The 24,626-nt window shown below is 41.2% G+C and carries 22 protein-coding genes; 8 read left to right on the forward strand and 14 right to left on the reverse strand.

The features are described from left to right. The first annotated feature begins 38 nt into the window (after positions 1 to 38). Together IZT61_RS13465 and IZT61_RS13470 are read left to right on the forward strand one after the other, a co-directional pair. Positions 39 to 845, forward strand: a complete 807-nt coding sequence (locus tag IZT61_RS13465) for a GLPGLI family protein (protein WP_196097416.1) — start codon at positions 39 to 41, stop codon at positions 843 to 845. Then, positions 845 to 3,469 (forward strand): carboxypeptidase-like regulatory domain-containing protein, encoded by a 2,625-nt coding sequence (locus tag IZT61_RS13470; protein WP_196097417.1) that lies wholly within the window; start codon positions 845 to 847, stop codon positions 3,467 to 3,469. Before IZT61_RS13465 ends, IZT61_RS13470 begins: the two co-directional genes overlap by 1 nt. On the opposite strand, the gene hpt is transcribed toward IZT61_RS13470, so the two are convergent. Together hpt and IZT61_RS13480 are read right to left on the reverse strand one after the other, a co-directional pair. Then, positions 3,466 to 4,005 carry a hypoxanthine phosphoribosyltransferase gene (gene hpt / locus IZT61_RS13475; RefSeq protein ID WP_196097418.1) on the reverse strand — a complete coding sequence of 180 codons (540 nt, stop codon included), beginning with the start codon at positions 4,003 to 4,005 and terminating at the stop codon, positions 3,466 to 3,468. The genes IZT61_RS13470 and hpt overlap by 4 nt on opposite strands. A 161-nt stretch (positions 4,006 to 4,166) precedes the next feature. Continuing rightward, positions 4,167 to 6,308, reverse strand: a complete 2,142-nt coding sequence (locus tag IZT61_RS13480; protein ID WP_196097419.1) for a transglycosylase domain-containing protein — start codon at positions 6,306 to 6,308, stop codon at positions 4,167 to 4,169. Positions 6,309 to 6,570: 262 nt separating this feature from the next. On the opposite strand from IZT61_RS13480, the gene IZT61_RS13485 reads away from it, so the two are divergent. The 3 genes from IZT61_RS13485 to IZT61_RS13495 are packed head-to-tail and all read left to right on the forward strand — an operon-like array spanning position 6,571 to position 8,618. After that, a complete protein-coding gene (locus IZT61_RS13485) occupies positions 6,571 to 7,647 on the forward strand; it encodes an Mrp/NBP35 family ATP-binding protein (RefSeq protein WP_196101310.1) in 1,077 nt (358 codons plus the stop codon). 34 nt (positions 7,648 to 7,681) lie between these two features. Beyond that, complete coding sequence (locus IZT61_RS13490; protein ID WP_196097420.1) at positions 7,682 to 7,927, forward strand: NifU family protein; 246 nt, start codon at positions 7,682 to 7,684, stop codon at positions 7,925 to 7,927. 52 nt (positions 7,928 to 7,979) lie between these two features. Next, positions 7,980 to 8,618: a peptidase associated/transthyretin-like domain-containing protein gene (locus IZT61_RS13495; protein WP_196097421.1), complete on the forward strand. Its 639-nt coding sequence runs from the start codon at positions 7,980 to 7,982 to the stop codon at positions 8,616 to 8,618. Positions 8,619 to 8,989: 371 nt separating this feature from the next. Here the strand turns inward: IZT61_RS13495 and def are convergent, their stop codons facing one another. From def to IZT61_RS13525, 6 genes are all read right to left on the reverse strand, one after another. After that, on the reverse strand, positions 8,990 to 9,550 hold the full coding sequence (gene def, locus IZT61_RS13500) for a peptide deformylase (protein WP_196097422.1): 561 nt from the start codon (positions 9,548 to 9,550) through the stop codon (positions 8,990 to 8,992). Between the two features lie 148 nt (positions 9,551 to 9,698). Further along, positions 9,699 to 10,931: a M16 family metallopeptidase gene (locus IZT61_RS13505; protein WP_196097423.1), complete on the reverse strand. Its 1,233-nt coding sequence runs from the start codon at positions 10,929 to 10,931 to the stop codon at positions 9,699 to 9,701. Between the two features lie 26 nt (positions 10,932 to 10,957). Beyond that, on the reverse strand, positions 10,958 to 11,410 hold the full coding sequence (locus IZT61_RS13510; RefSeq protein ID WP_196097424.1) for a hypothetical protein: 453 nt from the start codon (positions 11,408 to 11,410) through the stop codon (positions 10,958 to 10,960). Then, positions 11,411 to 11,716 (reverse strand): helix-turn-helix domain-containing protein, encoded by a 306-nt coding sequence (locus IZT61_RS13515; protein ID WP_196097425.1) that lies wholly within the window; start codon positions 11,714 to 11,716, stop codon positions 11,411 to 11,413. It lies immediately after the preceding gene. Continuing rightward, complete coding sequence (locus IZT61_RS13520) at positions 11,697 to 11,996, reverse strand: type II toxin-antitoxin system RelE/ParE family toxin (RefSeq protein ID WP_230383687.1); 300 nt, start codon at positions 11,994 to 11,996, stop codon at positions 11,697 to 11,699. Before IZT61_RS13520 ends, IZT61_RS13515 begins: the two co-directional genes overlap by 20 nt. Positions 11,997 to 12,278: 282 nt before the next feature. Then, positions 12,279 to 14,432 carry a S9 family peptidase gene (locus tag IZT61_RS13525; RefSeq protein ID WP_196097427.1) on the reverse strand — a complete coding sequence of 718 codons (2,154 nt, stop codon included), beginning with the start codon at positions 14,430 to 14,432 and terminating at the stop codon, positions 12,279 to 12,281. 277 nt (positions 14,433 to 14,709) lie between these two features. On the opposite strand from IZT61_RS13525, the gene proB reads away from it, so the two are divergent. Together proB and IZT61_RS13535 are read left to right on the forward strand one after the other, a co-directional pair. Beyond that, positions 14,710 to 15,789: a glutamate 5-kinase gene (gene proB, locus IZT61_RS13530; RefSeq protein WP_196097428.1), complete on the forward strand. Its 1,080-nt coding sequence runs from the start codon at positions 14,710 to 14,712 to the stop codon at positions 15,787 to 15,789. Positions 15,790 to 15,964: 175 nt separating this feature from the next. Next, entirely contained in the window at positions 15,965 to 17,248 is a 1,284-nt protein-coding gene (locus IZT61_RS13535; protein ID WP_196097429.1) for a glutamate-5-semialdehyde dehydrogenase, read from the forward strand. 87 nt (positions 17,249 to 17,335) lie between these two features. Here the strand turns inward: IZT61_RS13535 and IZT61_RS13540 are convergent, their stop codons facing one another. Together IZT61_RS13540 and IZT61_RS13545 are read right to left on the reverse strand one after the other, a co-directional pair. Next, positions 17,336 to 18,718, reverse strand: coding sequence for an MBL fold metallo-hydrolase RNA specificity domain-containing protein (locus IZT61_RS13540; protein ID WP_196097430.1), 1,383 nt, complete (start codon positions 18,716 to 18,718; stop codon positions 17,336 to 17,338). 83 nt (positions 18,719 to 18,801) lie between these two features. Next, positions 18,802 to 19,149 (reverse strand): hypothetical protein, encoded by a 348-nt coding sequence (locus IZT61_RS13545; RefSeq protein ID WP_196097431.1) that lies wholly within the window; start codon positions 19,147 to 19,149, stop codon positions 18,802 to 18,804. Between the two features lie 89 nt (positions 19,150 to 19,238). On the opposite strand from IZT61_RS13545, the gene IZT61_RS13550 reads away from it, so the two are divergent. Then, on the forward strand, positions 19,239 to 19,493 hold the full coding sequence (locus IZT61_RS13550) for a hypothetical protein (protein ID WP_196097432.1): 255 nt from the start codon (positions 19,239 to 19,241) through the stop codon (positions 19,491 to 19,493). Between the two features lie 58 nt (positions 19,494 to 19,551). Here the strand turns inward: IZT61_RS13550 and IZT61_RS13555 are convergent, their stop codons facing one another. From IZT61_RS13555 to ffh, 4 genes are all read right to left on the reverse strand, one after another. After that, positions 19,552 to 19,926 (reverse strand): hypothetical protein, encoded by a 375-nt coding sequence (locus IZT61_RS13555; RefSeq protein ID WP_196097433.1) that lies wholly within the window; start codon positions 19,924 to 19,926, stop codon positions 19,552 to 19,554. Positions 19,927 to 20,200: 274 nt separating this feature from the next. Continuing rightward, positions 20,201 to 20,611, reverse strand: a complete 411-nt coding sequence (locus IZT61_RS13560) for a GxxExxY protein (RefSeq protein ID WP_196097434.1) — start codon at positions 20,609 to 20,611, stop codon at positions 20,201 to 20,203. 585 nt (positions 20,612 to 21,196) lie between these two features. Next, positions 21,197 to 22,735, reverse strand: a complete 1,539-nt coding sequence (locus IZT61_RS13565) for a YifB family Mg chelatase-like AAA ATPase (RefSeq protein ID WP_196097435.1) — start codon at positions 22,733 to 22,735, stop codon at positions 21,197 to 21,199. Positions 22,736 to 23,120: 385 nt separating this feature from the next. Then, positions 23,121 to 24,461, reverse strand: coding sequence for a signal recognition particle protein (gene ffh, locus IZT61_RS13570; RefSeq protein WP_196097436.1), 1,341 nt, complete (start codon positions 24,459 to 24,461; stop codon positions 23,121 to 23,123). Between the last annotated feature and the right edge of the window lie 165 nt (positions 24,462 to 24,626).

A 24,626-nucleotide genomic window follows, 5' to 3' on the forward strand; every position in this document is an offset into this window, starting at 1 on the left:
GCACCCCATCTAAACCTACTTCAAAGCGTTTTTTAGAAATGAAAACATACCTTCTAGTTGCTTTCTTACTTTTAATGTTGTGCCAGGCACGTGCTCAACGAGCCGAACAAGCCTCAGTAGCCGTTTATTATAAACACAACCACGTTAAAGATACCGCCAATAAACTGAGCTTATATAGTGAGCGGATGGTTTTATCAATTGGTAAAAACGCCTCAGTTTATAAAAGCTACGATAAAATGGTTAACGATTCTGTAAAAAAAACCATTGTGCAAGACGATGGCAAAGGAGGCTATATTGTAAATACTACCAACCGTAAAAAAACAATCGGCACCCAAATATTTAAATACGCTTTGGATAAGAAGATGATCATTTTGGAAAAACTGATAAAAACCTATGCCGTTAGCGAACCCTACCCTACGATTGAATGGGAAATTAAATCCGATACACTTTCTTTGGGCGGGATAAAATGCCAGAAGGCTAAAGCAACGTTTAAGGGACGAAATTACACGGCATGGTTTGCTTCTGATTTGCCGTATAACACAGGACCCTGGAAATTGTGCGGGCTGCCGGGTTTAATACTTCAGGCTTATGATGATAAGCACGAAGTAGAATTCATATTCGATGGGTTACGCCCTGCCCCTGCAAACGAAAGTATTTTTGTACCTGCTGCGGCAATTGCCGCTACCCGGGAAGATTATAAAAGATTGATTGGCTTGTTAAGGAACGATCCAACTGCTTTTTTTGCGCAAAACGAGGTAAACGGCGTAAGGCTGTCGCCTCAAAATCCCGATATGTTTAAAAATGCAAAACAGCCTGATAAAAACCCTATTGAGCTAAAGCCTTAATGCGTTTAAAGCCAATTTTCCTCTTTATTTTTTTCGCCACTTGGTCTATTTCAATTGCTTACGCACAAAGCGGTTGGTACGGAACCGTAACTGATTCGTCAAGTAATCCAATTGCTTACGTTAACGTGGCCTTGCTAAACAACGGCATAATTTTAAGCTACACAACAAGCGATAAAGTGGGCAAATATTTGTTTGATAAACATATAAAAGACAATACGTTATGTACGCACCTTCAATTTACTGCTGTTGGTTATAAAAAGAAAACAGTAGCATTAACTAAACCTGATAGGCTTTACAATGTGGTTTTAGATCAATCTCTGGAGGTTTTAAGCGAAATATTAGTTAAGGCCAAACCCGCTCCAATTAAAAAACAAGGCGATACGACGAACTTCGACCTGGCTTTTTACAAAGCGCCGCAAGACCGGGTTATTGAAGATGTTTTGAAGAAAATACCAGGCATCGAGATTACTGATGCCGGAAAAATAAGCTATAACGGTAAGGCCATTACAAGTTTCTTTATTGATGGTGATAATTTGCTGGATGATAAATATGCCCTTGGCACCAGAACAATTCCGCCAGGTATGGTAGATACACTTCAGGTATTCGAAAATCACCAACCGATAAAAGCCCTTAATAATATATCGCCAAGTGATAACGTATCGTTAAATATTGTTCTTAACCCCAAAGCCCGGATCAAATTTACGGGTTTTGCCAATTTGGGTTTGGCAACAAGGGCCCATTTTAAGGAGGAAGCAAATTTAATGAGCTTTAAAAAGGATTATAAAACCCTTAATATCATGAAGTACAATAGCGATGGCTACGATTTATCGAAGGACATTACGGCTCAAAATTTTCTTGAAAAGAACAATGATTTGAGTCGGAACATTAATTATCCTTTAATCGATCTGAATATCATTGCAGCGCCCAACATTAACCCGAACAAGTATTTGTTCAATCGTGCATTGCTAACCTCCACTAACCAGTTGTTTAAGTTAAAAAACGATGTGCAGCTGAAGCTTTCGGGGCACTATTTTAACGATCGGCAGCGAAGCAATCTTGCCAGGTTGACCGAGAAAATAATCTCTGCCGATACCATCCGTTTTTTTGAGGAGCTGAGCCAAAACTATAAACCACAAAACGTTGCGCTGCGAGGCGATTTAACCATTAATAAGAAGAACTATTACTTTAACAACACGCTAAGGTTAAAAAGTGAAAACACAAATGTTGCGGCTCTGATTACCGTAAATGCTGAACCGGTAAAGCAGGATGTGAGGACGAAGCCCTACGAACTTTACAACGAAGCGAACTTTATTAAAACCTTCGGCGGCAATAAGGCAACGGAGTTTTTCTCTTTCCTGAGCAAATCTGATAATCGACAAAAGTTAACTTTGACGCCAGCAGTGATCAATGGTTATAGCAATCAACAAATTGAAACACCACAATTATTTGTAACCAACAGTTTGGCATTTAAGGTTTCGACAGGAAAACTCTCGCAAGAATATAAAATAGCTCACATTTACGACGAAAAAGAGATTAACTCGGCAATAAACGAAATTTATACGAATGGTTTGGGTAACGGTTTAAAGTGGAAATACAACAGGTTACAATTTAACCCATTTTACAGTTATCTCAATAATAAGGTGAGAATATCACTTGGGTTGCCTGTCAGTTATAACAGTTTTAGCTACGGCGACAGGCTGTTTTCGAGTAACGAGCACCACGTAAGGTTTTTGATAGAACCCAAGTTTGCGCTTAAAATAAATCATGGTAAAGAAAATAGAATAACTGCGCAATATCAGTATAAAAACGACTTCGGCGATGCCTCCACGCAATACCGCGGCTATATATTGGCCAATTACAGAACGCTTAATGCTTATGATACCAATTTTTTATCGCAATCAAATACGCATCATTTTTCGGCAGGCTATAATTTTAGCAAAAGCATTAGCCTTTTCTCTTTCAATGTGCTCGGCTTTTACAGTGTGAAAGAACGAAATGCGATTAACCAGATCAGCTTTAGCGGTTTTAATGAGACCACCATGCAACTGCCCTTGGTTAATTATAACCGCAACCTGTTGTTAATGGCCAATACAAACCAATATATTTTTGCGCTAAAAACCACGCTTAAGGCAAACGTAGCCTTGCAGCAGCTTTATACCAACCAGTTGCTTAACTCCGAATTGATGCCCTATAAAACGAAAACCTACACGTGCGGCATTGGCACCGATACGAAATTTAGCGATGCCGCTTATTTAAAATTTAGTGCGTCATTTGTACCAATAAGATCTAAAGCCACGGCATTTGATTTTTCGGAACGGCGAAGCGAATTTTTAAACCAGAAAATTGAACTTGTTCTGTTGCCCCGAAAATCTATCGTTTTTAAAATCAATGGCGAACATCAATATTATAACAGTACAATTAGCCAGCCTTCAAATTATTTGTTTCTAGATGCGGGTTTAAGTCTCAAATTTGCAAAGGTGAAGCAAGAGCTTACACTTTCGGCAATAAATTTAACCAACGTTAAGTCTTATCGAAACACATTTTTAGCCGCCTATACGAGCTCAACCACTAATTACCAGCTTTTGGGACGCTTTTTTCAGGCAAATTACAGCTTTAACTTTTAAGAAGTTGCCCTGTAAATATCGTTTAAATTTCTGCCCAGGCCGTTGTAATCCAGTCCATAACCTACCACAAACTCATTCGGGATTTCGAAGCCAATGTACTCCAAATCATCGATTTCATATTTCAAAGCGCTTGGTTTTAATAAAAGTGAAGCTACTTTTACCGACGCGGGATTTTTTTCTTTTATGGTTTTTAAAATATGAGTTAGCGTTAATCCGGTATCAACAATGTCTTCAACCACGATAATATCGCGGTTTTCCAAATTTTCGGGCAAGCCAATCAGTTCCTTTACAGCGCCGCTGCTCGATGTGCCTTGGTATGATGCAACACGCATAAAGGCAACCTCGCAAGGAACGTTTATTTCCTTGATTAAATCGGCCATAAAAAGGAAACTGCCATTTAATACGCCAATAAAGAGCGGACATTTTTCTTCGTAATCTACATTGATTTGAATGCCGAGCAAACGAATCCTTTTGTTTAGCGTATCGCTTTCTAAAAAGACCTCAAATTCTTTATCCTCTACTTTTATTTTGTGCATTGTACTATTGTTGCATTGTTTTATTGCTGATGGTTGAGAAAAAACACTAAGGCAGGTTAGCTGTGCTTTGTCAGTTAAGCTCTTGACTGCCGAATGGTGACTCACGACTAATGACTCAAAACTCCCAACTCAAAACTCCCAACTCAAAACTCACGACTCCGTCACCCTCCGTTCTCTCGTTCTCTCCGTTTCTGTTCCCTACGCTCCTGCCGCAATTGCTTTTTCGATTTAACAGTGTCAGCAGTTTTAGAAGTTGCTGTATCTTTTTTGGAACCGTTACCGAAAATGCGGTCGAAAAGATTTTTATTCTTGTCTTGCATAATCACCACCGGCATCCCGTCTTCTTCGTCATCAAAAGCCGTAGTGTCGATCACCGCCGTATCAGGTGCCAAATATTGACGCAGCCCTTCTCGCAAGCGCACATTATAGAAACCATAGCCCGAAGTGTCGGCAGGTGTTAAGCCCCTTCTGGCCATAATATTTCCCATAAACCTAAAATAATTGAACATGTAAGGTTTCAAGCTTCCATCGGCCATAAATTTGTACATCGATGCCTTCGGCTTAGGTACAATACTGGCTAAAAACAAACCATCGCCAATGGTCAGGTCGGCAGGGCGCTTGCCAAAGTAATATCTCGAAGCCTCTCCGATTCCGTAAATGTTTTGACCAAGCTCCATAATGTTAAAATAAACCTCGAGCATGCGCTGTTTGCTTACCAAATGGTTGTGCTCAATAAGCCAAACAATAAGTATTTCTTCGGCTTTACGGGCCAGGGTTTTTTGCCTGCTCAAATACACATTTTTAACCAGCTGCATGCTGATGGTGCTTCCGCCACGCTTAAATTTTTTCTCCTTAAAATTAACGGCAATCGATTTTCGGATCGATTCTTCAACAAAGCCGTTGTGTGTATAAAATGATGGATCTTCGGCAGTTAAAACGGCGTTGATAAAGTTTTTCGATATGGAGCTTAAAGGCGTAAAGTTAGGGTTTGATGGGCCAATAGTGATATCACGCATCGGCTTGCCGTATTCGTAAGGCGTGTATACAAAGGGCGCATTAATTTTTTGAAGGTTTGTTTTCCCCCACCTTAAAATCTTAAAGTTTACCGGCGTTAACGTAGAGCTGAAACGAACGCTGTCAGGAATTGCCGTATCGAGATAAAAATTAAGATTATATTTTACTTTTCCGGCTACTTTCAAGCCGTCTAACGATTCGAACAGGCCCTGCGGAAATGCATCCAAAACCGCTTGTGCGTCCTGTTCATCGGCGTTGACCTTTAATTCGTATATCTTGTTCTTACCGAGTGTGTATTTTACATACGGGTGGATTTCGGCATTTTTTAAGTAGGCGGTTGATGAGCTATCGAGCGCCACATAGTTTGGCCCAACCAGAACAACCGCATCCAACTTGGCGTTTTTAACGATGATATCGTTCGAAGCGATTCGGGGCTGGTTCAAAAGCATATTTTTTACCGACCACGAACCCGAAATTTTGTAATCGTCGCCACTGTATCCGGCATTCTTAAGTTCAGTTTCCAGTGTATCGAAGCTTATTTTTGCATGGAGCTTATTGTTTAAATAGGGCAGTTCGAGCTTTTTGCCGTCGGCGTAAGCGGTAAACTTTAATTGCTTACTTCCCGGATCAACATAACCATCAACATGCCAGGTGGCTTCGCCCTCATTTACGTTTATCGTCGATTTTAAGTCGCCTCCATCAATTGTGGCAACCGTTGCAAAATTCAGTTTGGCCGTATCATTATCGTTAAGCTTAAAAACCAGATTTTTTACATCCAAATCGTCAGGAATTTTGTATAAAACCTGATTTAAAAGGTTGCTTGCAATTTCCGAAAGGTTTGATTTGCCTGAATTTTCGGTGCTGTCTTTTTTCTTTCTTTTTAAGATGAAATCGATGTTCGTGGTAGAATCCTTCAACACAATGCTCACAAAGCCATCTTTCATTTTAACTTCCGAAAGCTTAACATTACCGAAAAGCAAAGGGAATAATTTTACGCCCACACTTAGCTCACCAATGTGCGAGAGCGTATCTCTTTCTTTAGGCACAACTGAAATGGCAGTCATTTTTACGGTGCTTAAGCCGGTAAAACCAGCCGTACCTATCTTTACTTCAAGCCCGTAATCCCGGTCGGCTTTGGCAATGGCCTTGGCGACCATCTTTTTTAAAAGCGCTTCCCTTTTGCTATATGCTACAGCCCCTAAAACTACGCAGATGATCAAAAAAACACCTAAGACCCATGCGCCGATTTTTAAATATTTTTTAGGGATATTAATTTTGGGTATTCGCATATGCTGATAAAATGTTAACTTTTTAAACCGATTACTATTGAAATTCGCTGCCGCAGACTAAAAATTTAAGCTGTAAGTATTCGAAGCGCCATCTAATTAAACGTGTGCAACCCCCGATAATTTGAAAGCCGCAAACTGTTAATTGATTAAATTGCTTAAACGTAACAATTAAATGTTTATTTCGTGTTAAAATTACAGTTTAAAAGGCTAAATAAAAGTATTTGTGGCGATGTTTTGTTAATTTTGAACTTAAATTAATATGATGCAGATAAGCCCGCAACAAGTTTTGGATGCTTTAAAAAATGTTGAAGACCCCGATCTTAAAAAAGATTTGGTAACCTTAAACATGATTAAGGATTTACAGATAGTGGAAAATGAGGTAAAATTTACTTTAGAACTCACTACGCCTGCATGCCCCATGAAAGACATGCTCAAAAATGCCTGCACCAATGCCATTAAACATTTTGTTTCTGCAGCGGCCGAGGTAATCATAAATGTAACATCGAGGGTTACCCAGCCAACAAATTCATCATCGCTGGATAACATCAAAAATATTATTTTAGTTTCATCAGGAAAAGGTGGCGTTGGCAAGTCGACCGTTGCCAGCAACCTGGCCGTTACACTGGCGAAAGATGGCGCCAAAGTGGGGCTGATCGATGCTGACATTTACGGGCCATCGGTACCGACTATGTTCGACTTGGTAGATGCCAAGCCGGGCGCCGAGGAAACCGCCGATGGAAAGACAAAGATTCTTCCCATAGAAAAATACGGCATCAAACTGTTGTCCCTTGGCTTTTTCGCCGATCCGGGGCAGCCTGTGCCATGGCGGGGACCAATGGCTTCTAATGCAGTAAAACAATTGTTTAACGATACAAATTGGGGCGAACTGGATTATCTGATCGTGGATCTTCCTCCCGGCACGGGCGATATTCACATCACCATTACGCAGAGTTTCCCTATTTCGGGAGCTGTTGTGGTTACCACTCCTCAACAGGTTGCGCTGGCCGATACACACAAAGGGCTGGCGATGTTCAGGATGCAGGGGATTGATATTCCCGTTTTAGGCGTGATTGAAAACATGTCGTATTTTACTCCTGCCGAACTGCCTGATAATAAATATTATATCTTCGGTAAAGGTGGCGGCACGGAGCTTGCCGCACGATTTGATGTTCCGTTTTTGGGTGAGATTCCAATTATTCAAAGCATTGCCGAGGCTGGCGATAATGGTAGGCCGGTGGCGCTAAACCAAAATCCGCTGCTCGATGTTATCTTTGGAGATATTGCAAGTAAAATCGCTCAACAAGTTTCTATCAGCAATGCACAGGTAGCAAATTGCTAAAAAATTACTATTTTTATATTTTAAAAAACCAATAATGAATTTAACAGAGCAAGTAGAACAGGCATTGGAAACTATTAGGCCCTATTTAAAGGCCGACGGGGGTGATGTTTCTGTTGAAGAAATTACATCAGACGGAGTGGTTAAACTTAAGCTTTTAGGTAACTGCGGTTCGTGCCCAATGAGTTTCATGACAATGAAATCGGGTATTGAGCAAGCCATTATGAAGGCTGTTCCAGAGATTACATCCGTAGTGGCTGTAAACATGGCTGAGCAAGATTAGCTTTAACACTATTTAACAAGGAAGTTTTATTTTTAAAATTACTTTTGTCTTAATGAGATATTGTGTTGCCCTGATTTGCCTTTTTTTTTCTATAACCGCTTTTTCTCAACAAAAGCAGGGTCGGGAAAGGCTTATTCAATTTTCGGGGATAATTACCGATATCGATAGCACAAATGTAATTCCTTATGTTACCATTACCAACCTTTCGGCAAAAAGTAAACGGGTTGGCGCCGATTATAGAGGCTATTTTACGTTTATTGTTAACCCCGGCGATACCATTCTTTTTACGGCCATTGGCTATAAAAAATTCTCAACGGTGATTCCGGAGGGCACACCTGATAGCAAATATACCATCATGGTAAAGCTGAAGGCCAATGTAATCGATTTGCCCTCTGTTCGGGTTTTTCCGTGGGCAACAACAGAAGAATTTACCAGAGAGTTTCTATCTATGAAACTGGCAGACGATGATATGGCGATTGCCAAGAAGAACCTTTCGAGGGCCTCTATCACCGGCATGATTCAAACGCTGCCCAGGGATGGTCAGGAAATTTCAAGCCAGAATTACCGATATAATTTTGATCGGATGATCAATAAAAATATGGTGCAAACCAACCCTTTGCTCAATCCATTTGCCTGGGGCAAGCTGATGCAGCAAATCTTTGACGGGGATAAGAAAAGGAACGAGAATTAGCTTTTGAGTTCGGAGTTTTGAGTTTTGAGTCGGGAGTTCTAAGTCGGGAGTCATTAGTCCTGGGTCCATAGGCCCTGCCTAGTCGTAGCGTATCGCTAAGCCGCAGATTAGTTAAAAGTCTTTAGTCTTGGATGCTTGAATCATTCATCCCCATACTAAATTAATGAACGGGCCGAAGCCCAACTTGAGATTTCTCGGCTACGCTCGAAATGACGATGCGTTTTAGGATTATGGTGACGATTGCACTTCTACCTCGTCGTAGCGTCTCGCTACGACACAGATTAATTAAAGGCCTTTAGTCTTAAATGCTTGAATCATTCATCCGACGGAAATAAAGCGATTGCATATTCGCCGGATGACTATTCAGTAAATTACCGTTTCTTGCTCTTGTTCGGAAACTTCATTTTGTAATCGGTTTTGATGTTTCCCTTCGAAATTGCATCGAGCTTACTTTTAAGCATCGTTTTACGCAAAACACTTACTTTATCGGTAAATAATTTGCCTTCAATATGATCATATTCATGCTGAATAACCCTTGCTGGCAGCCCGTCTACATCATCGGTATGTTCTACCCAATTTTCATCAAAATACTTCACCTTAATGTTCGGTTTGCGCATAATGTTTTCACGAATATCGGGAATGCTCAGGCAACCTTCGTTGAAACTCCATGGTTCGCCGGTTTCCTCTAAAATCTGCGCATTAATAAAAACTCTTTTATAACCCAGCTTTCCGTCTTCATCCTCTCCGGTATCAACAATAAATAAGCGGATTGGCAAACCGATTTGTGGAGCAGCAAGCCCAACGCCATTGGCATAGTACATGGTATCGAACATGTTTGCAATCAGTTCTTTCAACTCGGGGTAATCTTTATCAATATCGGTTCCGACTTTCTTTAATACCGGATCGCCGTAGGCTACTATAGGTAATTTCATTGTGTAATATTTAATTGGCCGTCCATTGCCCAAAAGGGCTAATTTGTAACGAGGAACGAAGCAATCTTAATCTGCAGCTTTGAAAGCCGCGAATGTTAGACAAGCTTTGTGCTCAGCGAGACAGCTTTTATCAGTACAAAAATAACAATTATTCCAATACAGGGCTGAAAGTAAAAATATTCAATTGTTCTGGCGCCAGTACTTCATCAACAATTTGAGCAACTTCTTTTGTTGTAACTTTGTTTATCTTTTCGAAAACCTCTTCCAACGAATCGATTTTGTTATGGTCGATGAGGCTTTTTGCCATCGAGATTATTAAGCCAATCCGGTTTTCTTCGCTTAATGCAATTTGACCGATAAATTTGTTTTTCGCTTTTTGTAATTGCAACTCATTCAACGGCTTATCTTTAAGCTTCTTAATCTCCTTAAAAATTGATGAAAGGGCTTTTTGATGCTTTTCTTTATCGGTACCAAAGTAAATGGTGAATATGCCGGTATCGCTCAACGGAGAAAAATTTGACTCAATGGTATAGGCGATTCCGTAGCGTTCTCTAATTTGAAGGTTCAACACAGAGCTCATTCCATTGCCGCCAAAATAATTGTTCAGCAACATTAGGCCCGCCTTTTTTTTATTGTGCGTAGAATAAGTCTGAGTGCCTAAAATGCAATGCGATTGCATAATGGGCTTATAAATGTTAATCGTTTTCGGGGTTAAGATTTCGGGCTTGATTCTAGTTAACGACGGCGTGTTTTCTTCTATGCTACCAAAATGTTTTGTTCCCTTGGTTTTTACATTGTTAAAAGTGTAATTGCCCAAAACGGCCACCACAATTTCGTTGGTGCGATAATTTGCCTTCCGGAAGTTGATTACATCCTCACGGGTGAAATTACTGACGCTTTCTTCGGTGCCCAAAATGTTGTTCCCGAGTGGATTTCCTGCAAAAAGCATATCCTCAAAATCATCGTTTATGGCTTCTTCGGGCTGATCCACATAAGAGGCAATTTCATCGAGAATAACGCTTTTTTCTTTATCCATTTCATCCTCCGGAAAGGTGGAATGAAAAACGATATCGCTAAAAAGATCTAAGGTTCGATCTAAATACGGGTTTAAGAAAGACGCATGAATGCAGGTGTATTCTTTTGTGGTATAAGCGTTCAAATCTGCGCCTACGCTTTCTAATCGATTTAGTATCTGTATGGTGCTGCGTTTTTCGGTACGCTTAAAAATCAGGTGCTCAATAAAATGGGCCAAACCTGCTTTATGCTCAGGCTCATCGCGAGAGCCTGTATTGATAATAATGCAGGCGTGTGATATGGTTGAAGCCGATGGCACATGCAATAACCGGATGCCGTTCGGTAAGGGATGAACATTGTATTCCATTGAGAGGCAAAGATACGGCTAATTGCTTACAATGCCTCCGTATCAGGATATTGCAATTGTAAAGCGGATATCAATTTATCTCTTGTGGGGCGCTTCAGCAATAAGAAAATGAAGTTGGCGACGGCAAAAATTAAAAAGAACGAATTGTGGGTCAAAAAGAAACCCACCAGATTAAAGAGCGCTCCGCCCTCTAAAAATGCCGAGCTAATGATAAATGCGCTTTGGTATTGATTAATTTTAGCGCCTGCCTCGGCTGATTGATCGATTTTAGCGATAACGTTTCTGAAAAAGAGCAGACTGGCCGAAATAGTGATTAACCCCACAATCGGAAATATTGGATTAAAGGGTGCTGATGTTTCGGGATTAGCATCGAAATACAAATTGTCGCGATTGAGGAAAATGGTTACCAAGGCGAAGAGAAATACGCCGCCACACAAAGCCGCGTGAATAATTTGGAGTGTTCTTAATTTAGGATTCATTTATACTTGTAAAGTCAGTTTTAAATGGCCGCCCAAACCGGTTTGAACGATTTTTATCAAAGTAGAAAGCCTGATATCGCTTGCATTGTTTTCAATACGTGAAATATATGATTTGTTCGTGCCACATTTTTCAGCAAGCTCTTTTTGAGTCAAACCAAGCTTATGTCTTGCTTCTTCAAGTAAAACACCGAGTTGAAAGCTTTCGAATTCCTGTTCCCATTGTTCTCTTTTTTTCGCACCTCGTTTACCATATTTATTATCAAGGATTTCGTCAAGAGTCGTGATGTTACTTTCTTTCGTTTTCATATTCTGCTTTTATTTTTAATGCTTTATCAATTTCAGTTTTTGGTGTTTTTTGGGATTTCTTTTGAAAACCGTTTCCCAAAATCACTAAATTCCCTTTGTCGAAAAAAGCGAAAATTCTAAAAATATTCCCCCCAAATTCCACCCGAACTTCGAAAAGCCCGTTGGTTCCAGTCATGTGGTCAAAGTACTTTTTTGGAACTCGGTCAATTGTTTGTAGAAGATTTAGTGTCCACTCAATCTTTCGTTGTACTTCTTCTGTTTGGGCCTGGTAGAAGTTCAAAAAATATTTTTTATATGCAATAACTTTTCGAACTGCGTCCACTTTGTAAAGTTAACTATTCAGGCAACAACATGCAACTTTTATTCTGCGGTTGGCAGGCTTAAAATTACCGTTGATGTGAGGCTTAAGATTATTGAATCATTTTATCAATTTACCGAACGAATTTTGTGGCTCGGCTTAATATGTCAATCGATGCTTACTCCATGCGGAATATTATCGCGCAAGCATTAGAGACCTATGCCACAGATTTACAGACTCGTATGCAAATCTGTGGCACTTTATCTATTTGGTAATCCCTTCGAGCGCAAATAAAAACGCCCATCTCAACGACACATCTTTCAAATAATCAAATCGGCCAGAAGCGCCGCCATGACCAAAATCCATGTTGGTTTTTAGCAACAAAACGTTGTTATCGGTTTTCATTGCACGAAGTTTTGCTACCCATTTCGCCGGCTCAAAATATTGCACCTGGCTATCGTGAAGACCGGTAGTGACCAACATGTTCGGATAAGCTTTTCTCTCTACATTTTCATAAGGCGAATAGCTTTTCATGTAATCGTAAGCATCTTTTTGTTTTGGATTTCCCCATTCATCAAACTCATTTGTTGTTAAGGGAATGCTTTCATCGAGCATGGTGTTTACCACATCAACAAAAGGAACATCGGCAATTACGCCGTTCCATAAATCGGGGGCCATATTTACTACGGCGCCCATTAATAAGCCACCGGCGCTACCACCATTTGCATATAGGTGATTTTTTGAGGTGTACTTTTGCTTAACTAAATACTCGCCGGCAGCAATAAAATCGGTAAAAGTGTTTTTCTTTTTCATGAGTTTACCGTCCTCATACCATAGCCGCCCCATTTCTTGCCCGCCGCGAATGTTTGCAATGGCAAAAACGAACCCGCGATCGAGTAAACTCAATCTTGGCGAAGAAAAAGTAGCATCGGTACTGGCGCCGTACGAGCCGTAAGCATACAGCAATAACGGCGCTTTCCCATTTTTTTCGAAGCCTTTTTTATAAACCAGCGCTACCGGAATTTTCGTTCCATCTTTTGCTGGAGCGAAGATCCGTTCTGTAACATAATCTTGAGGATTATAACCACCAAGAACTTCTTGCTGCTTCATCAGTTTTTTGGTCTTTTTCTCCAGGTTGTAGTCGTAAACCGAGCTGGGTGTTGTTAACGAGGTGTATGAGTAACGAAGCGTTTTGCCGTTATACTCGGGGTTTGATCCAATCGCCGCTGAGTAAACAGGTTCGTCAAATTTGATGTAATAATCGCTTCCATCTTTCTTAAGCACACGTAATTCGGTAAGGCCGTTTTTACGTTCAGAGAGTACCAGAAAATCCTTAAATTCTTCGCCATATTCGAGCAATACATCTTTACGATTTGGGATCACTTCTTTCCAGTTTTCTTTTGAAGTTTTAGTTAATGGGCATTCCATCAGGCGGAAATTTTTGGCGTTCCAGTTGGTTACGATATAAAATTTATCGTCGACGGGAAGAACATCGTACAAAACATCTTTAAATCGTGGCGAAAATACCTGAAACGGCGCATCAGGTTCGTCGGCGTTTATCATTCTATATTCCGAAGTCAACGTTCCCTGAGAGCCAATGAAAATATATTTGCCATTTTTCGATTTTGAAACTCCAATATAATTGGTGTTATCCTTTTCATCATAAACCACAACATCGGCTTTTACATCGGTGCCGAGTACATGCCTCTTAATTTTTTCGCTCAATAAGGTAATCGGATTTTTAGAGGTGTAAAAGAAGGTTTTGTTGTCGTTTGCCCAGGCCACTGCACCCTGCATATTTGGGATGGCATCGCGATAAATCTCCCCCGTTTCGAGGTTTTTAACCTGAGTGGTGTACTGCCTACGTGAAACCATATCTACACCAAAGGCCAGCAACTTGTTGTCGGGGCTTACGCTAAAACCGGTTACACTGAAATACGAATGCCCCTTTGCCATAGCATCAACATCGAGCAGCACTTCTTCGGGTGCCGTTAAGCTGCCTTTTTTACGACAATACTTAAAATATTCCTGGCCATCATCAGTGCGTGAATAATAAAAGTAGCCGTTTTTAGAAACGGGCACCGATTCATCTTTTTCCTTAATGCGGCCTTTCATTTCCTTGAATAAATCTGCCTGAAATGCATCAGTACTTTTCATCATGGTATCCAGATAAGCATTTTCGGCTTTCAAATAATCGACAACCTTAGTACTATCCGGGCCTTTTTTGAAATAGTCGATCATCCAGTAGTAATTATCTGCCACGGTATCGTTATGAATAATTCGCTTGTAGGGATTAATTGGGGCTATTGGCGGCTTAATATCAGGCCATTTAATGGGTTTCATTTCGTTTTTTTTGGGGTTGTTACACGCTGAAATTGCTAAAAGCAAAAGCAGGCCGGGCAAGATACGTTTGTTCATGATGGTTTGGTTGAGGTTAATGCAATTTAAGGAATTTTTTACAAGCGTTTCAACCAGAGCAGTAAAAAGGTTTGGAAGATGAACATTTTAATCTAATCTGTGCTTCTCAATAACAGTTTGATGTTGAAGGCTTCGATCACCACTTCTACATTATCATTTTGGCAAAAATTAGCAATGGTGCTGATATTCATTCCAATTGAAAAAAATAGATGTTAAATTGCCTCATTAAATTTTTCACTCAAAGCACCATTCTTTTATAGAAGGTTAGAAGATGCCAATGAAATTAGGTTACAAAAAAATAGTCGTTAAAGTTGGGTCGAACGTTATTACGCAGGCAGATGGTACGCTGGATGAATTTCGTATTCAGCACCTTGTAACGCAGCTTGCCGAAATTAAAAGGCAGGACATAGAAGTTACGTTGGTTTCGTCGGGCGCAGTGGCCTCGGGCAAAGGGCTAATGCGGATGTCGGACAAGGTAGAAACGGTAAAGGCACGCCAGATGTTGGCTGCGGTAGGGCAGGTAAAACTGATTAACACGTACTCGGAATACCTCGAAGACCATAGCATGATGTGTGCGCAGGTTTTAGTTACGAAAGAAGATTTTCGCGATCGGATACATTACTTGAACATGAAGAACTGTATGCAAACGTTATTGCACAACGACATTATTCCCGTTGTAAATGAAAACGACGTGGTTTCGGTGACGGAACTGATGTTTACTGATAACGATGAATTGGCGGGGCTGATTGCCTCCATGTTGAATGCCGATGCGTTGATTATCCTTTCGAACGTAAATGGAATTTACAATGGCGACCCGAAAGCTGAAGGTTCGAAGGTGATTGAGCAGATTTCGAGTTCGGCAGCTAATCTTGCTTCATTTATTCAAACGGGTAAATCACAGTTTGGCCGGGGTGGGATGATTACAAAATCGACAATGGCGCAAAAAGTGGCAAGGTTGGGTATTGCGGTCCATATTGCAAATGGAAAAATAGATAATGTGCTCACATCGCTATTAAATAAAGAGGTGAAGCACACGTTGTTTATCCCCGAAAAGATAAAGTCGGGCAAAAAGAAATGGATTGCGCACTCTGAAACTGCGGCCACGGGCATTGTTAGACTAAACGATGGAGCCAGAAGTGTTTTAACATCGGGCAAGGCAACGAGCTTGTTGCCTGTTGGTATCATCGAAGTTAAAACCGATTTTTTAAAAGGCGATATCATCAAAATCATTGGCGAAGATCACCAGACAATTGGTTTGGGAATTGCGCAGTACGGATCGGATAAGGCAAGGGAGCGCATGGGACTGAAAAACCAGAAAGCACTGGTACATTATGATTATTTTTACTCTGCGATATAAGCGGAAAGGTTAAAGCTGAAAGACAAAAGCGGAAGGACAAAAGATCAAAGCTGAAAGACGAACGCGACGGCTCTTTGCCGGCCAGTCTTTACCACGATGAGATGGAACACAGCAATCCTGGCGCCCTCTCTTCAAGGAGAGGACGGGGGAGCGGCACTTGATAAACAATACTAAAATGAACTATAAAGACTACTTCGAAAGGGCGCAGCGGGCAAGTCGCTCTATGATGAGCTTAAGTAAAGACACAATTAACGCTGTGTTGAGTGACTTAGCAGATGAGATGATTTTGAATACGCCCGAAATTCTTGCTGAAAATGCAAGGGATTTAGCGAAGATGCCGATCGAAGATCCAAAATACGACAGACTTAAATTAACGGAACAGCGCATTGCGGATATAGCAAATGACATAAAAAACGTGGTTGGTTTGGCAAGTCCGTTGGGTGAAATCCTTTCGGACAAGACGTTGGAAAATAAGTTGCAGATTCAAAAAGTTCGGGTTCCGCTTGGCGTGGTTGGCGTAATTTACGAGGCACGCCCAAATGTAACTGCCGATGTGTTTTCGCTCTGTTTTAAAACGGGAAATGTGGCTGTTTTAAAAGGTGGCAGCGATGCAGAGTTTTCGAACCTGGCTATTGCAAAGGTGGTACATGCGGTACTTGAAAAATTTGGTATAAATGCAAACGTTTTGACCTTGTTGCCTGCTGAAAGAGCAGCAACTGAGGCGTTGTTAAATGCGAGGGGCTTTGTTGATGTGCTTATTCCACGCGGCAGCCAATCGTTGATTAACTACGTTCGCGATAACAGCAAAATTCCGGTAATTGAAACCGGAGCCGGAATTGTTCACACTTATTTTGATGCAGACGGCGATTTGCAAAAAGGGGCAGCAATAGTTTTTAATGCAAAAACCAGAAGAGTGAGTGTTTGTAATTCGCTCGATTGCTTGTTGATCCATCAAAATCGGCTGGATGATCTGGCTGAACTTTTATCGCCGTTAGCAGATGGAAAAGTTGAGCTATTTGCCGACGAGAGAAGCTTTGTGCGCTTGAGGTCGTCTTATCCTAACGAACTTCTGAACCCTGCAAACAAACAACATTTTGGAACGGAATTTCTTTCTTTAAAAATGGCTGTTAAGGTTGTTGATGACTTAGATACGGCGTTGGATCACATCGCCAGGTATAGTTCTAAGCATAGCGAGGCTATTGTTTCTGAAAATGCGTCGAACATCGAAAGGTTTTTAAACGAGGTAGACGCTGCTGCGGTATATGCCAATGCCTCGACAGGATTTACTGATGGGGCGCAATTTGGTTTAGGAGCCGAAATCGGCATCAGCACACAAAAGCTTCATGCCCGCGGCCCAATGGGACTGGAAGAACTAACGAGCTATAAATGGGTAGTGAGGGGCGATGGACAGATAAGGAGCCCCTCCCAACCCTCCCCAGAGGAGAGGGCTAAAGCATGATGTAAAATCAGCTCGAAATATTTTTTGCAGTTTAAATACGTTGGGTTTTCAAAGTCCTCCCCTCTGGGGAGGATTTAGGAGGGGCTTTTATATTTCAAACACCTCTCCCCTTTCGGGCGCTACTACATTGAAACCATCTTCCTGCAAAGCTGCGGCCAGACTTTGTAAGCTCTTATCTTCGCCATGAACCAGAAACACTTTTTTAGGATGGCCAGTCTGCTTAACCGTTTTTACTAAATCGTTGTGGTCGCCATGGCCGCTAAGTAAATCGGTTTGACGGATGGTAGCGTAAACCATCATTTCTCTATCTTTTATTCTAACAATTGGCGCACCGCTCAATAGCTTGTAGCCCAGCGTACCTTTTGCGCAATAGCCGATAAATAGAATGGTGCAATAGTAGTTCTGAATATTGTAATAGAGGTGATCTTGAATGCGGCCCCCTTCGAGCATGCCCGCTGAGGAAATGATGATACAGGGATCGAAATAGTTGGAAACATCCTTGCTTTCTTTCATGGTTTGCACATAAGCCAAATGCTCAAACTCGAACTCATCGCCCATGGTTTGATAGAAATCCTTTGCTTCCTGATTAACCAGGTTGTGGTGCTTGCGGTAAACATCGGTTGCCTGTATGGCCATGGGACTATCTACGAATATCTGCACGGGGGGCAACAATTTCTTTGTAAAGATTTGGTTGAGGGCAAAAACCAACGACTGCGTCCTTCCGATGCTAAATGCAGGTATAATCAATCGGCCGGGTGTTTTTATGCAGGCTTCTTCAATCTCTTTTACCAATCTTTCCTCCAACGTTTGATCTTTGGTGTGGTAGCGACCGCCATAGGTAGACTCGCACACAAAGTAATCTACCTGGGGGATTGGCTCAGGCTTTACCAAAACAGGGTAATTTTCTCTGCCAATGTCGCCCGAGAAAGCGATTTTCTTTTCTTCGCCCCCGTCGTTAATCGTTAAAACTGCCGCTGCGGCCCCAAGTAAGTGCCCGACGGGGATAAAGGTGAGGCTGATGTCGCCATTTATTTTGAAAGCTTTGTTAAATGCAATGGTTACGAAGCGATCGATAGTATCCATTACATGCTTATGCAGGTACAAAGGTTTTGGCCCACTGAAATTGCCGCGTTTTGTGCGTGGTTTTCTACTTTGTTTCCTTAAAAAGAGTTCAACAGAATCGAACAGTAAAATGGAGGTTAAATCGGCTGTTGGCGGCGTACAAAGTACCTGCCCTTCAAAACCCGAGCGTACAAGTGTAGGCAAATTGCCTGAGTGGTCGATATGTGCATGGGTTAAGATAACCAGGTTAATGCTGGCGGGATCGAAAGGGAATTGCTGATTTTCTTCTTGATAGGTCTCCTTTTCATAATCTAAACCGCAATCTATCAATATTTTGTAATGTCCAACTTCGAGCAGGTGCATACTTCCTGTTACCTGCTGTGCAGCGCCCCAAAACGTTAACTTCATTTTTATTTATTGTAGGATAATTTGTTTGGACGTAAAGTAATATAATTGATGCGATTTTTAATAATTACAGTGTATTTTTTTGATTAATTGTCTTCCACTCTCCGTTTTGCTACAGTAAGTAATGCAGCTTTACGCTGGTCAGAAAAACCATTTAAGTCATCTTCGGTAATTACTTTATCAACTAACATCCCGATAAGGATAAAATAGAAATCTGAGTTACTCATGCCGTCATAACGTCTTGCAATGTGTTTATCGAAATCTTTTACTGCCGTAAATATCGAATAATAACTTTCTCTGTTATCAATAGGTTTTTCTGCTTGCCATTTGCTTAAAATTGCTGCAAAATCGCCCATGCCTCTGGCAAATTCGCGTTGCAAGGCCACTTCAAAAATAGCCCTGCATATTTTGTTTTCCGATTTAGTGAAGTCCATAGTTAAAGGTATAAATTTTTAAAAGCATAACTGCTATTAAACCTGAACCATTCGTTTCAATGCCTTATCTTTGCACAAAAACAGTCGCCATGCAAGAACCATTTGATATAGAAATCGGCACGATAAATTATTCGGTCTTCCCCGAGGGAAATGATTCATATACGATTTTTAAAGACGGAAAAGAGTACACCCAGATTCAGAAAGATACATCGGCCATTTGGTTAAAGATGGACTATAAAACGGAATTGCCAATTTTTGAGGAGGATGAGGAAGTGAATGCTATTGGAAAGGCAATTGAAAGTTATGTGCCTGAGGAGGAAGATGAGGAAGACGAAGAATTATAATAAAAAAATCCCCAACTTTTAAAGCGGGGGATTTCTTATTAATTCATTTGTTTTTTACCTATCGGTCGCAGTCTGCTGTCCAGGTTTGGCCATCTTTGGTTACCAACATGTTCAGATCGTCTTCATCGATGGTAATTCCGGTTAAGCCCGAACCTACACTCACATAGGTGTTATCTCCCGATTTCTCGAATTTTACGCCTGTAATGTCGGGAATGTTGTTTCCGAAGTAGAAATTGTACGTTTCGCCAACTTTACTTACGGTTACCTTACCGTCGGAGCTGTTAATAGTAGTTTGGCCATTGCGGTAAGAAACGGTTCCTTTATAAGTGCCCACAAAGAAATCTCTATCGGCCGGATCGGTATCTTTTTTACATGATACCATTACTGTTAATGCTATCAAAAGCATGCTGAAAATTTGAACTGTCTTTTTCATCTTTTTGTTTTTCAATTAAGAACCTGCTTCGGTAGAAAGCAAATTCGGTGAATAAAATGTGATAGCTTGATTACAATCACTATGCCAATGACGATAATTTTTGCCCCGAAAACATGAATTTTGAAATTAATTTGCTCCCATTATAAGTCTTAATTGGTTGAAAAACAACGATTTTTAATTGTGTCTTTTGAATTTTATTAGCTAAACTAAGAGAGGTTGATCAGCTGGCCAGTTAATTGAAAAACTGTTTGGTTTTTTGGAATCTCACTTAGCGTTAATCGTGCAAATACCGATAAAAGTCGTTGACAAAAGTTTTTTGACCATCTCGAAAAATGTTCATACAATTGAAATTAATTAGTAAGCCTTGAGGAGCTTCCAGCAATTTCATGTACGTAAGCAGTTGCGCCTCATAGATTGGTTCTATCATTTTTGCCGATTTAATTTCAACAGCAAGGCAATTTTCTACAAGTAGGTCGCAGCGCAATGTTGTTGCAACAACAATCTCTTTGTAGGTTATAGGCATTGATATTTCACTCACAAAGTCGATGCCGCGGAGTGAGAGCTCATGTTTCATACACTCATGATAGACGCTCTCCAGTAGTCCTGGCCCCAGTGATTTATGTATTTCGATAGCTGAACCAATCACTTCGTAGGTTAGTTCTTTAAGGTAAGTTTTGGTTATCATATATTAACGTTTGTTTTGCTCTTGGTTGTAGGTAATATGGTTTTTATGAGCCAAGCCAGGTCTAAATTTTCTCTATGGCTATATGGTTCAAATTTATTTGTCTTGGGTGTACGCTTATAAAAGGCTTGCCTCAATTATCAACCATATAGGCACATAGGTCATATAGTTTTTAGGAGCCAACCCAGGTATATATTTTCTCTATGGCTTATGGTTTCAATTTTATTTGTCTAGCCGCGTACGCTTATAAAAGGTTTGCCTCAATTACCGATCATATAGGCATATAGGTCATATAGTTTTTATCGGCCAAGCCAGGTCTAAATTTTCTCTACGGATATATGGTTTCAATTTTATTTGGTATACGCTTATAAAGGTTTTGTCTCAATTATCGACCATATAGGCATATAGGTCATATAGTTTTTAGGAGCCAAGCGCAGTCTATATTTTCTCTATGGCTATATCGTTCAATTTTATTTGTCCTAGGTGTATGCTTATAAAAGGTTTGCCTCAATTATCGACCATATAAGCATATAGGTCATATAGTTCTTATGAGCCAAGCGCAGTCTATAATTCCTCTATGCCTAACCTCTACCCTGCCCAACCATCCCTATCCAGGCTTCTATAGTTAATAGACTCGGCCAAGTGCTCTAATTCTACGTTTTCGCTTCCATCTAAATCGGCAATGGTGCGTGCAACTTTCAAGATCCTATCGTAAGCTCGTGCCGATAAGCCCAATCGCTCCATAGCGGTTTTCAAGAGTTGTGTCCCCGCTTCACTGATCTGGCAAACTTTGCGCACCATTTTTGGACTCATCTGCGCATTGCAATGCAGATCTTCTTTGTCGGCAAATCTATCGTCCTGAATTTCCCTCGCTTTGATTACCCGGGCCCTAATCATTTCACTTTTTTCTGTCTCACGAGAGGAGGCGAGCTCAGAAAAGTCGACAGGCGTTACCTCAACGTGTAAATCTATTCTATCCAAAAGCGGCCCCGAAATCTTGCTCAGATATTTTTGAACCACACCGGGCGCACAAACGCATTCCTTTTCGGGGTGGTTGTAAAAGCCACAAGGACAAGGGTTCATTGAGGCAACCAACATAAAGCTTGCAGGATATTCAACAGAGAACCTTGCCCGGGCTATTGCTACCTTTCTGTCTTCTAAAGGTTGACGCATTACCTCTAAAACCGTTCGCTTAAACTCGGGCAGTTCATCTAAAAAGAGCACACCATTGTGCGCCAACGATATTTCTCCCGGTTGTGGATTCACTCCACCGCCAACCAAGGCTACATCAGAAATGGTATGGTGAGGCGACCTGTACGGACGGACGGTCATTAAGGCATCGGCGGCAGAGAGCTTTCCTGCAACCGAGTGTATTTTAGTGGTTTCTAAGGCTTCGAATAAATTTAAAGGAGGCAAAATGGTGGGCAAGCGCTTGGCAAGCATCGTTTTTCCGGCACCGGGCGGGCCAATCAAGATTACATTATGGCCGCCAGCGGCGGCAATTTCTAGCGCACGTTTAATATTTTCCTGCCCTTTAACATCAGCAAAATCGTGCTCGTAATTACCAATGTTCTTTAAAAACTCTTCTTTGGTGTTAATTTTAACCTGTTCCAAAGGTTCTTTTTTATTGAAAAAAGCAATTACCTGCGCCAGCGTTTCTACGCCGTAGGCAATTAAGCCATCAACAATGGCCGCCTCGCGAACATTTTGTTTCGGTAGTATAAAACCTGTAAAACCATCTTGTTGGGCTTGTATAGCAATGGGCAGTGCGCCCTTAATGGGTTGAATTGCACCGTCGAGCGAAAGCTCACCCATGATGAAATAATCGGCCAGTTCATCATCAGGAATTTGCCCCGAGGCCGCTAAAATTCCGATGGCAATTGGCAAATCGTAAGCCGACCCCTCTTTTCGAATGTCGGCCGGGGCCAGGTTGACCACTATTTTTTGTCGCGGCATCCGAAATCCTGCAACGTGGATCGCACTTTCGACCCGTTGTAAACTTTCTTTCACAGCGTTATCAGGCAGCCCGACCATATAATATTTATTGCCCTTCCTAATACTTACCTCGATAGTAATAGTTAGCGCATTTACGCCATAAACGGCACTCCCGTATGTTTTTACAAGCATTCCTTTTTTATTATAAGAAATGGGATGACAGATTATTCGGGGATGAGTGGTGATTTGTCTTTCCTAAGATAGCAAGAATTATCGACTTGTGATCGCAGGTCGAGATCAAAAACAAAGAAATGTTGGGGGCCTGCCAGCGATATTTTCCTCCATGGTGTCAACCCGAGCGGAGTCGAAAGATCTTTAGTGCTTACCCTTCGACTCCGCTCAGGGTGACAATCGATGCGATAGATTCAAAAGGCAAAAAAAATCCCAACCATTTCTGATCAGGATTTAAATACTTAAGCCCTACCCAATCTCCCCAGAGGGGACGAGTTAGCGATGCGCTAAACCGCAATTGCAAGTTTAGGGCTTTTTTTCGCTTTAAGCCTTAGTCTTTCAGCTTTTATCTTTTACCGAACGGCATTTTAGGCATTCCTTTCATCATTGCTGCTGCGGCTGCGGGGTTCGAAAACTGCTTCATCATTTTGCGCATATCTTCAAACTGCTTAATCAACTTGGTTACTTCCTCCACTTTACTGCCCGAACCCTTTGCAATGCGTAAGCGACGACTTTGTTGAATCGCGTCAGGGTTTTCTTTCTCAAATGGTGTCATCGAATTAATTATAGCTTCGATTGATTTAAAAGCATCATCCTGAATATCAACGTTTTTCATCATCTTTCCCACTCCTGGAATCATCCCCATCAAATCTTTCATGTTACCCATTTTCTTGATCTGCTGAATTTGGTTGTAGAAGTCGTTGAAGTCGAATTTATTTTTGCGAATCTTCTTCTGTAACTCTGCTGCTTCTTTCTCGTCGAACTGCATTTGAGCACGTTCAACCAACGAAACCACATCGCCCATTCCCAAAATACGCGAAGCCATACGGTCAGGATAGAAAACATCAAGTGCTTCCATTTTCTCGCCCGTACCAATAAACTTAATCGGTTTGTTTACTACCGATTTGATCGAAAGCGCTGCACCACCGCGGGTATCGCCATCTAGTTTGGTCAAAACAACGCCGGTAAAATCAAGACGATCGTTAAACACCTTGGCGGTATTTACAGCATCTTGTCCAGTCATCGAATCCACAACGAATAAAATCTCGTGCGGTTGGGTTTTGGCCTTAACTTCCGATATCTCGTTCATCAACGATTCGTCGATGGCCAAACGACCTGCGGTATCGATAATGATTACATTATTTCCGTTCTGCTTACCGTGCTCGATACCTTCTTGCGCAATGCCTACAGGATCGTTAGATTGACGATTTGCATAAACCGAAACGCCAACCGAAGTACCTAAAACCTCTAACTGATCTACTGCCGCCGGGCGATACATATCGCCAGCAACCAACAGCGGTTTTTTGCCCTTACCCTTTAAATGTAAAGCCAATTTACCAGCGAAAGTAGTTTTACCCGCACCATTTAAACCGGCAATTAAAATAATGGTTGGATTTGCCTTCGTTTCAAGCTCTGTAACCTCGCCACCCATTAAGGCCGCAAGCTCGTCGTTCATGATTTTGGTAAGCAATTGTCCCGGCGAAACTGCGGTTAACACATTCTGCCCCAAAGCTTTTTGCCTTACTTCGTCGGTAAACGACTTAGCCGTTTTATAGTTCACGTCGGCATCCAGCAGCGCTTTGCGGATCTCTTTCATCGTTTCTGCAACGTTGATTTCCGTAATGCTGCCTTGTCCCTTTAATACCTTAAATGCTCTGTCTAGCTTGTCCTGTAAATTATCAAACATCGTTATATAAGCTAATAGCTTGTTGCTATAAAAGCAAAAGCCACTTGTTTTTTAATAAAAGGCAAATGTATCAAATTTTGCTTGTAAATCTTTGCAACTCAAAGCCAAAAATCTTTTTATAACGCCAACAAACCCTAATAATCTTCCATTTGATGCAACAATTAG

The sequence above is a fragment of the Pedobacter endophyticus genome, assembly GCF_015679185.1.
GTDB classification, from domain to species: Bacteria; Bacteroidota; Bacteroidia; order Sphingobacteriales; family Sphingobacteriaceae; genus Pedobacter; species Pedobacter endophyticus.

Coding starts and splice junctions, on each gene's coding strand:
- IZT61_RS13465 (WP_196097416.1), top strand. CDS start 39: ATGAAAACATACCTTCTAGTTGCTTTCTTACTTTTAATGTTGTGCCAG.
- IZT61_RS13470 (WP_196097417.1), top strand. CDS start 845: ATGCGTTTAAAGCCAATTTTCCTCTTTATTTTTTTCGCCACTTGGTCT.
- hpt (WP_196097418.1), bottom strand. CDS start 4,005: ATGCACAAAATAAAAGTAGAGGATAAAGAATTTGAGGTCTTTTTAGAA.
- IZT61_RS13480 (WP_196097419.1), bottom strand. CDS start 6,308: ATGCGAATACCCAAAATTAATATCCCTAAAAAATATTTAAAAATCGGC.
- IZT61_RS13485 (WP_196101310.1), top strand. CDS start 6,571: ATGCAGATAAGCCCGCAACAAGTTTTGGATGCTTTAAAAAATGTTGAA.
- IZT61_RS13490 (WP_196097420.1), top strand. CDS start 7,682: ATGAATTTAACAGAGCAAGTAGAACAGGCATTGGAAACTATTAGGCCC.
- IZT61_RS13495 (WP_196097421.1), top strand. CDS start 7,980: ATGAGATATTGTGTTGCCCTGATTTGCCTTTTTTTTTCTATAACCGCT.
- def (WP_196097422.1), bottom strand. CDS start 9,550: ATGAAATTACCTATAGTAGCCTACGGCGATCCGGTATTAAAGAAAGTC.
- IZT61_RS13505 (WP_196097423.1), bottom strand. CDS start 10,931: ATGGAATACAATGTTCATCCCTTACCGAACGGCATCCGGTTATTGCAT.
- IZT61_RS13510 (WP_196097424.1), bottom strand. CDS start 11,410: ATGAATCCTAAATTAAGAACACTCCAAATTATTCACGCGGCTTTGTGT.
- IZT61_RS13515 (WP_196097425.1), bottom strand. CDS start 11,716: ATGAAAACGAAAGAAAGTAACATCACGACTCTTGACGAAATCCTTGAT.
- IZT61_RS13525 (WP_196097427.1), bottom strand. CDS start 14,432: ATGAACAAACGTATCTTGCCCGGCCTGCTTTTGCTTTTAGCAATTTCA.
- proB (WP_196097428.1), top strand. CDS start 14,710: ATGAAATTAGGTTACAAAAAAATAGTCGTTAAAGTTGGGTCGAACGTT.
- IZT61_RS13535 (WP_196097429.1), top strand. CDS start 15,965: ATGAACTATAAAGACTACTTCGAAAGGGCGCAGCGGGCAAGTCGCTCT.
- IZT61_RS13540 (WP_196097430.1), bottom strand. CDS start 18,718: ATGAAGTTAACGTTTTGGGGCGCTGCACAGCAGGTAACAGGAAGTATG.
- IZT61_RS13545 (WP_196097431.1), bottom strand. CDS start 19,149: ATGGACTTCACTAAATCGGAAAACAAAATATGCAGGGCTATTTTTGAA.
- IZT61_RS13550 (WP_196097432.1), top strand. CDS start 19,239: ATGCAAGAACCATTTGATATAGAAATCGGCACGATAAATTATTCGGTC.
- IZT61_RS13555 (WP_196097433.1), bottom strand. CDS start 19,926: ATGAAAAAGACAGTTCAAATTTTCAGCATGCTTTTGATAGCATTAACA.
- IZT61_RS13560 (WP_196097434.1), bottom strand. CDS start 20,611: ATGATAACCAAAACTTACCTTAAAGAACTAACCTACGAAGTGATTGGT.
- IZT61_RS13565 (WP_196097435.1), bottom strand. CDS start 22,735: ATGCTTGTAAAAACATACGGGAGTGCCGTTTATGGCGTAAATGCGCTA.
- ffh (WP_196097436.1), bottom strand. CDS start 24,461: ATGTTTGATAATTTACAGGACAAGCTAGACAGAGCATTTAAGGTATTA.